The following is a 13,061-nucleotide window of genomic DNA, read 5'->3' on the forward strand; positions in this document are numbered from 1 at the left end:
TTGAGGCTTTCGCTTGAGGCTTAACCTTATGGCCAACATTGAATCCCTGCTGAACGACAGCAACTTGCCCGACTCACCAAGCGCCAGGCTCGACGCGGAGCTGTTGCTCGCCCATGTGCTGGGCAAGTCGCGCAGCTATTTGCACACCTGGCCGGAAAGGGAGCTCGACACCGAGCAGTGTCGCGTCTTTAGCGAATGCCTGGCGCGCCGCCGCCGTGGCGAGCCGGTGGCCTATATCCTTGGTCGGCAAGGGTTCTGGAGCCTGGATCTCGAAGTCGCGCCGCATACGCTGATTCCGCGCCCGGACACCGAGCTGCTGGTCGAGACCGCGCTGCAACTGATTCCGACAACTGCGGCGCAGATTCTGGACCTGGGCACCGGCACGGGTGCGATTGCCTTGGCATTGGCCAGCGAGCGTCCGGCCTGGCAGGTGACGGGTGTAGACCGCGTCGCTGAGGCGGTTGCGCTGGCGGCCCGTAATGCCCAGCAGCTGCGCCTGGATAACGTGCGATTCCATGAAAGCCATTGGTTTTCCATAGTGGAGGGGCAGCGCTATCGGCTGATCGTCAGCAATCCACCTTATATCCCTGCCGGAGATCCGCATCTGGAGCAGGGTGACGTGCGTTTCGAGCCGGGCAGCGCCCTGATTGCCGGTGTGGATGGTCTGGATGACATTCGCCAGATCATCGACCAGGCACCGGCGTATCTGCAGGAAGACGGCTGGTTACTGCTGGAACATGGCTACGATCAGGCAGCGGCGGTGCGCGAGCTGCTTGTGGCGAGCGGATTCGCCGACGTCGAAAGCCGCAGGGATTTTGGCGGGCACGAGCGCATCAGTCTGGGCCGTCGGCCATGATTTCATCATCCAGGAGAGCAACATGCTGAGCGATGAGGAGCTGCTGCGTTACAGCAGGCAGATATTGCTGAAACAGATCGATATCGACGGTCAGCTGAAACTCAAGCAGAGCCGGGTGCTCATCGTCGGGCTGGGCGGGCTGGGGTCGCCCGTGGCGCTTTATCTGGCCGCCGCAGGTGTGGGAGAGCTGCATCTGGCGGATTTCGATAGCGTCGATCTGACCAATCTGCAGCGGCAGATCATTCATGATTCGTCTTCGGTCGGGGTGCAGAAGGTGGACTCGGCGATTGCGCGTTTGTCGGGGCTCAATCCTTTAGTGAAGCTGGTGCCGCACCGCGCCGCGATGGATGTCGATACCCTTGACGCGGCTGTGGCTGAGGTAGATCTGGTGCTCGATTGCACCGACAACTTTGCCGTGAGGGAAGCCGTGAATGCCGCTTGCGTCAGCGCGAACAAACCCTTGGTGAGCGGTGCTGCGATCCGGCTCGAGGGGCAACTGTCGGTGTTCGATCCGCGAGTGACGACAAGCCCGTGCTACCACTGCCTTTATGGTCATGGCAGCGAAGCCGAACTGACCTGTAGCGAGGCCGGCGTAGTGGGGCCCTTGGTGGGAATGGTGGGTAGTCTGCAGGCGCTTGAAGCGCTGAAGCTGCTCGCCGGCTTCGGTGAGCCTTTGGTAGGCCGGCTGCTGTTGATAGACGCGCTGTCCGGTCGCTTTCGCGAACTGAAGGTCAAGCGCGACCCGGCCTGTGCGGTTTGCGGCGACCGCCATGGCTGATAACGCGCCGATTGGCGTCTTCGATTCCGGCGTGGGCGGGCTGTCGGTGCTGCGGGAGATTCGCGCGCGCTTACCGCAGGAGTCGTTGTTGTACCTGGCCGACAGCGGTTATGTGCCCTACGGCGAAAAAAGTCCGGAATTCATTCGTCAGCGGTGCCGATCAATCGCTGACTTCTTGCTGGGGCAGGGCGCCAAGGCTTTGGTGCTGGCTTGCAATACCGCAACTGCCGCGGGTGTGGCCGAGCTTCGCGAGCTGTATCCGAATGTCCCGTTGGTGGGGATGGAGCCGGCGGTAAAGCCCGCCGCACAGGCGACTCGCAGCGGTGTCGTGGGGGTGCTGGCGACCACCGGCACGCTGAAAAGCGCGAAATTCGCCGCATTGCTCGACCGCTTTGCCAGCGATGTTCGGGTCATCACCCAGCCCTGCCCCGGTCTGGTCGAGTGCATCGAGGCCGGCGAGCTCAATGGCGACACGACGCGTTCGTTGCTGCAGGAGTTCGTCCAGCCTTTGATCGAGCAGGGCTGCGACACACTGATACTGGGGTGCACTCACTATCCGTTCATCAAACCGCTGCTAACCGAGCTGCTGCCGTCTAACGTAACTCTGGTAGACACCGGGGCCGCGGTGGCGCGGCATCTCGAAGCGGTGCTGGCAGCGCGCGACCTGCTGGGGCATGGCGAACCGGCGATACGATTCTGGAGCAGTGGCGATCCCCGCCAATTGGCCGGCGTACTCCCGGTACTTTGGGGCGAAAACGGCACGGTAGCCGACTACTCTAATTAGGAACTCCCCGCTGCGCCTGCTTTCTGTATTCGAGTTAATGCTCGAAAAAAAACAAGCGACGCCAACTTTTCGATAAGGAAATTCCGATGAAAAAACTGATCTCCCTCGCTGCGATTGCCGCCGTTTCGCTGGGTCAGGTGGCTGCTGTTCATGCGCTGGACCTGACAGCTGCCGTCGGCCAGACCGGTGAGTCGACAATGACTTATCGCCTTGGTGCGCAATTCGACTTCAACCGCAGCTGGTTCCAGACGAGCGTGGGGCGGCTCACCGGATATTGGGATGCTGGGTACACCTATTGGGAAGGTGACGAAACCTCGAGTAACCATAGCGTGTCGCTGGCACCGGTGTTCGTCTACGAGTTCGCCGGAGATGCGGTGAAGCCTTATCTGGAACTGGGTATCGGTGTTGCGGCATTCGAGAACACCAAAGTAGAAGATAAGGATCTGGGGTCATCGTTCCAGTTCGAAGATCGCTTCGGCGCGGGGCTGCGATTCGCAGGCGGGCACGAAGTTGGTATCCGGGCAATTCACTATTCCAACGCCGGGATCAAGAATCCGAACGATGGCATCGAAAGTTACGCAGTGCATTATCGGGCGTCGTTCTAAGCGCCGGAGGCCACGTGCCCGTAGCATGGTGCGGGCCGCGCAGGTGAAACCCATCGGCTATTTATGCTCGATGGGTCTTACTTAACGTTGCGCTCACCCGTTCACTCCCGCCCGCTCAGTCCTGATAAGCCCGTTCAGAGCCCTTTCGCTCCTCCAGGCAATCCTCCGAGCCGAGTTCGAACTCTCTGCAGATCAGCGGGCGCTTCTCATAGATGGTGCAGCGCATGCTGTCGCGGTCGAGCGCCGCGCACCAGCCATCATCGAGACGGCGCATGACCTGGCCACCCCAGGCGTCCTCATCGATAAAGCGCTCCGGTACGCCGGTATCGGTGATGAGAAGAACCTCAAGTCGACAGCAACAGGCGGCGCAAGTGGAGCAGCTCACAGCAGCTCCGCTCAGTTGTCGATGGGGGATGTTGGGCAGGCTCATCGGGGCAGTCTACCCCTCCTGCCCAGCGATAGCTGCAACGGTGATGACAGACCGCTCGACGCGCAACGGCGAAGGCCAGCTCAAGAGAGGCGGCTGGCCAGAATCGCGTCAGCTATTTTCTTCGAGCTGCTTGTTCTTCCAACCTTCTCCGCCCGGCAGCAGCAGGTTGAGGAGCAGCGCGATGATCGCGCAAAGGGAGATGCCTGACAGCGTGAATTCGCCATAGCCGATCGCCATGCCGCCAATGCCGAACACCAGTGTCACCGAAACGATGATCAGATTACGCGCTTCCGCCAGATCCACCTGATGGCGGATCAGCGTGCTCAGGCCGACTACGGCAATCGAACCGAACAGCAGGCAAAGGATGCCGCCCATCACCGGCACTGGAATGCTCAGCAAGCCCGCTCCGAACTTGCCGATGAAGGCCAGAACGATGGCGAAGATGGCTGCCCAGGTCATGATTTTCGGGTTGTAGTTCTTGGTCAGCATCACCGCGCCGGTGACTTCCGCGTAGGTGGTATTGGGCGGGCCGCCGAACAGGCCAGCGGCCGAGGTGGCCAGGCCGTCACCTAGCAATGTGCGGTGTAGCCCCGGCTTTTTGATGAAGTTGTTGCCAGTGACCCCGCCGATGGCCACCACGCCACCGATGTGTTCGATCGCAGGGGCCAACGCCACCGGGACCATGAACAGAATCGCGCCCCAATGAAATTCCGGAGCGACGAAGTTCGGAACCGCCAGCCAGGGCGCCGCGGCGATGCCGGTGGTATCCACGACGCCGAAAGCGAACGATAGGCCATAGCCCACTGCGACGCCTGCAAGTATCGGCACCAGCCGGAACAACCCTTTGCCGAGTACGGCCACCAGCAGCGTCGTCAACAGCGCCGGCATCGAGATCAGCATGGCGGTCTCGTACGGCACCAGTTGGGCGCTGCCGTCGCCGGCCTTGCCCATTGCCATGTTCACCGCGACAGGCGAGAGCGCGAGGCCGATGGAGATGATGACCGGAGCGATTACAACGGGTGGCAGCAGCCGGTCGATAAAGCCTGGGCCTTTAAGGCGAACCGCAAAACCGAGAACTATATAGACGATGCCCGCCGCGACTACGCCGCCGAGTACCGCAGGCAGGCCGAAGTCACCTTTGGCCGCGATGATCGGCGCGATGAAGGCGAAGCTCGATGCCAGAAACACGGGCACCTGACGCTTAGTGACCAGCTGAAACAGAAGGGTACCGATACCGGCAGTGAACAGCGCAACGTTGGGATCCATGCCGGTGATCAACGGCATCAGCACCAGTGCGCCGAACGCCACGAACAGCATCTGCGCGCCGGCGAGAACTTGGCGGCCGAGCGCTTCTTCCATGGGTTGCGACATCTTAGATGTCCTTCTGCTTGGTGCCGAAGATCTTGTCCCCCGCATCGCCCAGGCCGGGCACGATATAACCATGCTCGTCCAGGCGCTCATCAATGGAGGCGGTATAGATGATGACGTCCGGGTGAGCCTTTTCCACGGCATCGATGCCCTCCGGCGCAGCGACCAGCACCAGCGCACGGATCTCCTTGCAGCCAGCTTTTTTCAACATGTCGATTGCCGCGACCATGGAACCGCCTGTTGCCAGCATCGGGTCGATGATCATCGCCAAGCGCTGATCAAGATCGTCTACCAAGCGCTCCAGATAGGTGTGTGCCTGCAGAGTTTCCTCATTACGGGCGATGCCTACCGCGCTTACCTTGGCGCCGGGAATCAAAGTGAGCACGCCGTCGAGCATCCCGATGCCGGCTCGAAGGATCGGTACCACAGTGATTTTCTTGCCGGAAATCTTTTCCACCTGGACCGGGCCGCACCAGCCCTCGATGCTGTAATTCTCCAGCGGCAGGTCGCGAGTCGCCTCGTACGTCAGGATCGACCCGACCTCCTGCGCCAGTTCGCGAAAGTTCTTGGTGCTGATATCGGCGCGACGCATCAACCCAAGTTTGTGGCGAATTAGCGGGTGGCGGATCTCTCGAATGGTCATGGTGGCTCCGGCGGTCGAATAAACCGGCGTAGATTAATGCATCGGGGTGTTAGCGGCTATTGATGTATCAATCAGGGCTTGCCTTGGTCGCAACTGCATCGGTATCGTCGCGCCCCTTATTTTGTGCGCAGCCGACTGAGCTGCTTCCTTCTCTTCTCTGTCTTGGAGCATCGCCCATGTCCGTCGATCTCGCACATATCCGCCAGATCATGGCCGAAGCCGATTGTCTTTATTCCGAAACCGAAGTTGAGGCGGCAATCGATGCGGTGGCCGCAAAAATCAATGGCGAGCTGGCCGACCGTAACCCGGTGGTGTTCTGCGTCATGAACGGAGGGCTAATCTTCTCCGGCAAGCTGGTTCCGAAGCTCAACTTTCCGCTGGAGCTCTCCTACCTGCACGCCACGCGGTATCGCAACGAGACGAGCGGTGGCGACTTGTTCTGGAAAGCCAAGCCGGAGATTTCCTTCATTGACCGCGATGTGTTGATCATCGACGACATTCTGGATGAAGGGCATACCCTCGGCGCGATCATCGATTTCTGTCGTCATGCGGGTGCCACTGCGGTGCATACCGCGGTGCTGGTCGACAAGGAGCACCAGCGCAAGGCCCGTCCAGACCTGAAAGCGGATTACGTCGGGCTCAGCTGTGCTGATCGCTACGTGTTCGGTTACGGCATGGACTACAAGGGCTATTGGCGCAACGCTCCTGGTATCTATGCCGTTAAAGGAATGTAAGTCGGCTTGCCTTGATATCCCGTCAGGGCCGAATGCTCGGCTCTGATTTCTGACTAAGCGGCTATCTCGCCACATTTCCTGTTCCGGTTGGGCTATCCCTTCGCGCCGAGCGACTAGCGTTTGCTCGGCTTCTCACTGTAGACCGGCGCGAATGCCCTAGCAGCGGCTTTCGACCTTTCAGTTGTTTCGTTTCGCCCCAAGGCGCTGTGCTTGGGTAACGCTCCGACTCGCCGATAGCGTTTTGCCTTCCTTACAGTCTGTGAGTTGCGATGCTGATTACGGGCGCTTCGGTTCAAGTCGCCTGGGGTTGATAGAGCGTAGTTCTGCAGATTTTCCGCAAACGGCGTCGCAGCTGCTCTATTTCGGGGCTTGCACCAATTTGCCTTGCGGCTAAGCTCTTCGATAGCTTCGCTGGGGGCGGCATTTCCGATAGGGTGATGCTCCGTTGCAAGCCAGTAACGGGAAGGCCGTTCATACTTTAGGATTACAAAACAAATCAAACCTTAGTGCGCTTAACCCTCCGCTGCCGTGTGGTTAGGGTGAGCCTACTTCGAACCAACCAGGAGCGCCTCATGACAAAAACAACAAGGCAAGGAATCTTCCAGCCCAAGGCATTGGCTCTCGCCGTTGCGCTGGGAACTGCCGCACCGGCTTATGCCGTTAGTTTCAATATCGGGGAAATCGAGGGGCAATTCGACTCGGCAATGTCCGTTGGGGCTAGTTGGGCAATGGATGATCCCGATATGGATCTGGTAGGTGCAGCCAATGGCGGTACCGGCTTTACTCAGACTGGTGACGATGGCCGTCTGAACTTCAAAAAGGGCGAGACCTTCTCGAAAATCTTTAAAGGCATTCATGACCTCGAACTGCGCTATCGCGACAGTGGCGCATTCATTCGTGGCAAGTACTGGTATGACTTTGAACTGAAGGATGAAGATCGTCTGTTCAAGGATATTAGCGACAGCAACCGTAAAGAGGCTGCGCAGTCTTCCGGTGCCCAGATTCTCGATGCTTTCCTTTACCACAACTATTACGTAGGCGATTTGCCCGGCACGGTACGTGTCGGTAGGCAAGTGGTTAGTTGGGGTGAAAGTACCTTTATCGGTAACTCGATCAACTCCATCAACCCGCTCGACGCCGCAGCTTTCCGCCGCCCAGGTGCGGAAATCAAGGAAGGTTTGATTCCGGTCAATATGCTGTATGTGTCCCAGAGCCTGAGTGATCGCCTGAGCATGGAGGCGTTCTATCAGTTGGAGTGGGATCAGACCATCGTCGATAACTGCGGCACCTTCTTTTCTAGCGCAGACGTAGCGGCCGACGGTTGTGACAACAACTATCACATCCTTGGCCCATTCGGTGCGGCTCAAACTGCTGCTTTGCAACAAGCAGGCTTGACGGTAACTGACGAGGGGTTAATGGTTCCTCGCGGCGGCGATCGTGACGCTCGTGATTCTGGTCAGTTCGGGGTTGCGTTGCGTTGGCTTGGTGATGCTACGGAATATGGTGCTTACTTCATGAATTACCACAGCCGCACGCCTAACTTGAGTATGCAAAACACAAGCAATCCCTTAGTGATTGGTGGTGCACTTCAAGCGGCCGGTGCTGGGCAAATTTCAACTGCTCAAGCTCTTTTGCTTGGCAATGGGCAGTATTTTCTTGAATACCCGGAAGATATACGTCTATACGGGCTTAGCTTTTCCACAACCCTGCCCACCGGCACTGCGTGGTCGGGCGAGTTGAGCTATAGGCCGAATCTGCCCATTCAAATTAATACTACTGACACCACGGGTAGATTGGCGCTGAGCTTTGTTGAAGCATTGTTAGCTGGTGGCCCTGGCTTGGCCGCCGCTCAAGCTGGTCTCGATACGCATGGTTACAACCGGAAAGAAGTAACGCAGCTTCAAACAACATTCACACACTTCTTCGATCAGGTGCTTGGTGCCGGACGGGTTACGCTCGTTGGCGAAATCGGCTACGCGCACGTTGGTGGGTTAGAAAGTAGGCGTGATGTGCGTTATGGGCGAGACGCAATTTACGGCTCCCCGGCTGGAACCCAACCCAGCAACGCCGCTTCGGAGGCGCGATATGGCTGGGACGGCTTCGTAACCGCCAACTCCTGGGGCTACCGTCTGCGCGCGCTGGCCGATTACAGCAACGTGTTCGCCGGGGTGAACCTGACCCCGAACCTATCCTTCTCTCATGACGTCGACGGCTATGGCCCTAACGGCTTGTTCAACGAAGGTTCCAAGGCTATCAGCGTTGGCGTAGACGCCGTCTACCAGAACACCTACACCGCCAGCCTGTCGTACACCGACTTCTTCGGTGGCGATTACAACACGCTGGTCGACCGTGACTTCCTCGCACTGAGCGTAGGTGTGAACTTCTAAAGGAGGCCGCTTCAAAGTCGTCGAGCGGGGCCCGCGAAAGGCTCCGCCGCGCGACTAGCTTCATGCAAGGCCTCCGGCCAAAACAAGATCAAGAGGAACTGGAAGCGTATGAAAACAACAAGAAAACTATTCAGTGTCTTGGCCCTCTCGCTGCTCGCAAGCAGCGTCATGGCCGCTGTATCTCCCGAGGAAGCCGCGAAGCTCGGCACTTCATTGACTCCGCTCGGTGCCGAAAAAGCCGGTAACGCCGACGGGACCATCCCTGCGTGGACTGGCGGTCTGCCTACCGATGCCGCTCCGTTGGTTAACGGCCACCTGACCAACCCCTTCAAGGACGAAAAACCCGAGTTCGTCATCACCGCGCAGAACGTCGAGCAGTACAAGGACAAGCTGACCGCAGGTCAGCAGGCGATGTTCAAGCGTTATCCGGAAACCTACAAGATTCGCGTATTCCCGACGCATCGCAGCGCTGCTGTGCCTGACGCCATTTACGAAGCGGCCAAGAAAAGCGCATTGAATACCGAATTGGTTGCCGGGGGTAACGGGGTCGACAATTTCGCCGACAGTCGCTACTACGCCTTCCCGATTCCGAAGAGTGGTCTGGAAGTCGTCTGGAACCACATCACCCGTTACCGTGGGGGTAACGTACGCCGCAATATCGTCCAGGCTACCCCGCAAACGAACGGCAGCTACACACTGGTGCACTTCGAGGATGAAGTGGCGTTCCCGAGCGACATGACGGATCTGGATCCGGAGCGTGCCAAGAATGCGCTGCTGTTCTTCAAGCAGCGGGTAACGGCGCCATCACGCCTCGCCGGTAACGTGTTGCTAGTGCACGACTCGCTTAATCAGGTGAAAGAGCCGCGTCAGGCTTGGATCTACAACGCCGGCCAGCGTCGCGTCCGTCGCGCTCCGCAGGTTGCCTACGACGGTCCGGGCACCGCGTCCGACGGTATGCGTACCACGGACAACTTCGACATGTTCAGCGGCGCGCCTGATCGCTACGACTGGAAGTTGATCGGCAAGAAGGAGCTGTATATCCCGTATAACAGCTTCGAAATCAACTCCAGCGATGTGAAGTACAGCGACATCCTCAAGGCCGGTCACGTCAACCAGGATCTAGCACGTTACGAGCTGCACCGTGTCTGGGAGATCGAAGCCAACCTCAAAGATGGTGAGCGCAACATCTACGCCAAGCGCCGATTCTTCGTCGACGAGGATAGCTGGACTATTGTGCAATCCGAGCTCTATGACGGTCGCGGCCAGCTGTGGCGCGTCGGTGAGGGGCATATGGTGCAGTACTATCAGCATCAGGTTCCAACCTTCGCCTTCGAAGCGCTCTACGACATCATCTCGGGTCGCTATATCGCGATCGGCATGAGCAACGAAGAGAAAGCGCATGAGTTCGGCTACAAGGCGTCGGCTCGGGACTTCACACCCGCCGCTCTGCGTAATGCCGGGGTGCGCTGATCGATTGAAATCCATGTAGTGAATAAGGCGGCCGTTTGGCCGCCTTTTTTTTTCTTGCGAAGCGGAGGATGATACTTTTTAGCCAGTAGTGAGGCCGGATATCGCGCAAAGCAGGCTGAGCACTTTGCTCGAGTCGACAAAAGCAGCGGGATCGTGCAGGTTATTACCGCAAAAGCGCAACGATACGGTTCAAGGTTGTAGGCCCTCGGAGCAGGGTCTTTGGCTGCGCTCATCGCGTTTTCAATGGACTGACACGAATAAGAGAAACCTCGCCATGTCCGTACGCTTCAACCCTGGTGCACTTAGCACAGAGGCCGCCGCGCAGGTTCAAGTTGCGACTATTCCGCGTTTACCCCCCATTCATATTTCCAGACCGCGGCTGGTAGAGGCACTGCTCGAAGCCCATTGCCGCCTGCGTTTGATCTGCGCACCAGCGGGTTTCGGCAAAAGCGTGTTGATGAACGAGTGTGCTCGGCGAATGCCTGCTGACACGCATCTCGTATGGCTTGATCTTGGCGGGCGGCCGTTCTCCGTCGAGGCGCTGCATGCTCAACTGAGTCGGGTCCTCGGTATCCCCTCGGCACCGAGCGGAGACGTGCAGCAGGATCTCGTCGATCTGTTGAATGACTTTCCGCGACCGCTCTGGATCATGCTCGATGACTATCCGCGTGAGGCCGCCGTACAGTTCGATGCCTGCCTTGACCTGCTTCTGGAAAGAGGTCCCGAGTCCGTCAGTTGGTGGGTGAGTAGCCGCCGGCAACCAGCGTGGAAATTGCCCCGGCTTTTGCTGCAGGGTGACCTGTTCGAACTGGAAGCCGAGGCGTTGGCGCTCACTGCCGGCGAGCTCAGGCAGTTGCTCGAAGCACACCGTCTGGAGTTGGCTGACGACACCTTCAAGAGATTGTTGGCCGGTAGCGAAGGTTGGTTGGCCGGCGTCAGCCTGTTGCTGCTGAATGCAGATGAGCAGGCGGTGCGCGAGCGACTGGTAGCGGGAACGCCATTGCTGAGAGATTACGTTCAGCGAGAAGTGCTCGAAGGGCAGAGCGAAGACGTTTGCCGGGCACTGTTCGCGCTGGCGCAAATGCCACGTTTTTCACCGCAGCTTTGCGAACATGTGCTCGACGGAAGCGGTAGCGACATTCTGGATGTGCTGAAGACCTTCCAGCTGTTCATTCGGCAGATCGACAATTGCGGTGAGTGGTTTCGTCTGTGGCGCCCCTTTGCATCGATGCTACGACGGATGCCGGAGACCGTTTCACCGACTCAGGTCCATTTGCGTGCGTGCCAGTGGTTCGCCAACCGCGGCGAGATGCGTGAGGCAGTGGAACATGCGCTTTGGGCGGGGCAGCCCGAGGTCGCCGCCAATTTCTTGCAGCGTTACGGACAGGAGCAATTACTGATCGGCGACAACGTCTCGCATTTTCTGAAATGGCGCAGCGAGCTGCCGCAGGATTTGTTCAACAGCACTACTCGACTGATCGTGCTGCATGGCTGGGCACTGATCATCTCCGCCCGGCTCGATGAGGTAGATAATTGTCTTGCCGATCTGGCGAAGTTCTTTCCCCAGCCCGACGCCCGTCGCCAGGCGCAACTGCTGGCCCAATGGCAAGCGCTACGTGGCTTTCTTGCGCGACTGCGAGGGGAGCCGGAGGCCAGGAGTTATTGCCTCCAGGCGCTTGAGGTTTTGTCAGATCATGCCTGGGCGCAGCGAGTACTCTGTTATCAGGCGTTATCTCAGCACGCAATGGCTGAAAGCCGGCTCGAGCTTGCGCAGCACTACAACAGCGAAGGAATGAAGCTGGCTCGGCTCAAGGGCAGCGTGTTGTATGAAGCGATGCTCAACGTCGACCGAATTCAGCTGCTGGAGCTGACTGGGGAGTTCGAGCGCGCGGTAGGTGTGCTGGACGAGTCGCTGCTGGTGCTGCGCGACAACGTCAGGCACAGCCCCATCATTGGTCGCCTAAAGTTGCTGCAGGGCCATCTGTTGGCGTATCAGGGGCTCGACGAGCTGGCGCGGGAAGCTTATCAGCAGGGGCGAATCGAGACTGAAACCTGCGGGGATTCCTACGTTTTCTTTGGCTACGCCGGGCTGGCGGAGCTGGCGGCTCGCAAGCAGGAATTTCCGACGGCGTACCATTGGTTGCGTGAAGCTGAGCGGCTGGCGCAGTGGCGGCATGTGCCGGAGGCGCGATTCCGCGGCATCCTGCTATTGATAACGGGTCTGACCTGGCTTCATCAGGAGCAATTGAAAAAAGCCAGGGCTGTTTTCATGCAGGTGCTGGAGCTTTACAAAGGACACAGCTATCTGGCCCCGTCGGGGTTTTACGAGTTGCTGCCACGGGTGCAGCGCTATCTTGCCGTGATCGATCTGCTGTCGGGACGTTGCTCGCTGGCCATCGACACGCTGCGCGAGCTGATCGAGCAGAATCTGCGTTCACAGCGATTAGGTCTGGCCTGTGAGTGCCGGTTCACGTTGGCCGAAGCGCTGCAGCTGGATGGTCGGCATGAAGAGGCGGAAGTGGAGCTGCGCAAAGCCCTTGGGGAGGCGGCAAGGCAGCACTTGATTAAGCCGTTGTACGAATTGCAGCATCGTCAACCACAATGGCTCGCCAGAATTTTGCCAGTCAATAAAGGTGAAAGTCTGCGAGATCGGCTTCTGCAGTTCGAGCGTGAGCCTGACGAGGCTGTTGCGTCAAACGAGGAGGTGGTTCTAAGCAATCGTGAGTTCACGGTACTGCGCCTTATCGCTCAGGGATGTTCGAATCAGGAAATTGCCGAACAACTCTTTATTTCGCTTCACACCGTCAAAACCCATGCTCGTCGTATCAATACCAAGCTGGGCGTCGCCAGGCGTACGCAGGCTGTAGCTCGCGCCAAGGCTTTGGCTTGGCTCTGATCGGTTCGGATGAAGGCGAAAGCGACCGAGACGGGCGCAGTGGTGCGGCGCGCGGTGTCAAAACATCGAGTCGGCAGAACCAGAAATCTTTTTATTTTTGTCGGAAGAAC

At 58.6% G+C, this 13,061-nt stretch carries 11 protein-coding genes; 8 read left to right on the plus strand and 3 right to left on the minus strand.

What is annotated here, in order from left to right; translation table 11 throughout:
* The first annotated feature begins 28 nt into the window (after positions 1 to 28).
* The 4 genes from prmC (at position 29) to GYM54_RS18675 (ending at position 3,023) form a co-directional block, all read left to right on the plus strand.
* Complete coding sequence (gene prmC, locus GYM54_RS18660) at positions 29 to 856, plus strand: peptide chain release factor N(5)-glutamine methyltransferase (protein ID WP_131650991.1); 828 nt, start codon at positions 29 to 31, stop codon at positions 854 to 856.
* Between the two features lie 22 nt (positions 857 to 878).
* A complete protein-coding gene (locus GYM54_RS18665) occupies positions 879 to 1,634 on the plus strand; it encodes a molybdopterin-synthase adenylyltransferase MoeB (protein WP_131650992.1) in 756 nt (251 codons plus the stop codon).
* The gene (murI, locus tag GYM54_RS18670) at positions 1,627 to 2,418 is read left to right on the plus strand and encodes a glutamate racemase (protein WP_131650993.1); all 792 of its coding nucleotides are present in this window, start codon (positions 1,627 to 1,629) and stop codon (positions 2,416 to 2,418) included. Before GYM54_RS18665 ends, murI begins: the two co-directional genes overlap by 8 nt.
* Positions 2,419 to 2,504: 86 nt before the next feature.
* Positions 2,505 to 3,023: an acyloxyacyl hydrolase gene (locus GYM54_RS18675; RefSeq protein ID WP_131650994.1), complete on the plus strand. Its 519-nt coding sequence runs from the start codon at positions 2,505 to 2,507 to the stop codon at positions 3,021 to 3,023.
* Between the two features lie 115 nt (positions 3,024 to 3,138).
* Here the strand turns inward: GYM54_RS18675 and GYM54_RS18680 are convergent, their stop codons facing one another.
* The 3 genes from GYM54_RS18680 to upp form a co-directional block, all read right to left on the minus strand.
* On the minus strand, positions 3,139 to 3,453 hold the full coding sequence (locus tag GYM54_RS18680) for a YkgJ family cysteine cluster protein (protein WP_131650995.1): 315 nt from the start codon (positions 3,451 to 3,453) through the stop codon (positions 3,139 to 3,141).
* Between the two features lie 108 nt (positions 3,454 to 3,561).
* Complete coding sequence (locus GYM54_RS18685; RefSeq protein ID WP_131650996.1) at positions 3,562 to 4,824, minus strand: uracil-xanthine permease family protein; 1,263 nt, start codon at positions 4,822 to 4,824, stop codon at positions 3,562 to 3,564.
* A gap of 1 nt (position 4,825) precedes the next feature.
* Positions 4,826 to 5,464, minus strand: a complete 639-nt coding sequence (gene upp, locus GYM54_RS18690) for a uracil phosphoribosyltransferase (protein WP_131650997.1) — start codon at positions 5,462 to 5,464, stop codon at positions 4,826 to 4,828.
* Positions 5,465 to 5,640: 176 nt separating this feature from the next.
* Between upp and GYM54_RS18695 the strand changes: the two genes are divergently transcribed.
* The 4 genes from GYM54_RS18695 (at position 5,641) to GYM54_RS18710 (ending at position 12,951) form a co-directional block, all read left to right on the plus strand.
* Entirely contained in the window at positions 5,641 to 6,198 is a 558-nt protein-coding gene (locus GYM54_RS18695) for a hypoxanthine-guanine phosphoribosyltransferase (RefSeq protein WP_131650998.1), read from the plus strand.
* Positions 6,199 to 6,770: 572 nt separating this feature from the next.
* Positions 6,771 to 8,585: a DUF1302 domain-containing protein gene (locus GYM54_RS18700; RefSeq protein ID WP_131650999.1), complete on the plus strand. Its 1,815-nt coding sequence runs from the start codon at positions 6,771 to 6,773 to the stop codon at positions 8,583 to 8,585.
* Between the two features lie 108 nt (positions 8,586 to 8,693).
* Complete coding sequence (locus GYM54_RS18705; RefSeq protein WP_131651000.1) at positions 8,694 to 10,055, plus strand: DUF1329 domain-containing protein; 1,362 nt, start codon at positions 8,694 to 8,696, stop codon at positions 10,053 to 10,055.
* Between the two features lie 274 nt (positions 10,056 to 10,329).
* Positions 10,330 to 12,951, plus strand: a complete 2,622-nt coding sequence (locus tag GYM54_RS18710) for a LuxR C-terminal-related transcriptional regulator (RefSeq protein ID WP_197446046.1) — start codon at positions 10,330 to 10,332, stop codon at positions 12,949 to 12,951.
* Positions 12,952 to 13,061: the final 110 nt, after the last annotated feature.

Origin of the sequence: Pseudomonas sp. MTM4, assembly GCF_019355055.1 — a bacterium.
In the GTDB taxonomy this organism is placed as follows: Bacteria; Pseudomonadota; Gammaproteobacteria; order Pseudomonadales; family Pseudomonadaceae; genus Stutzerimonas.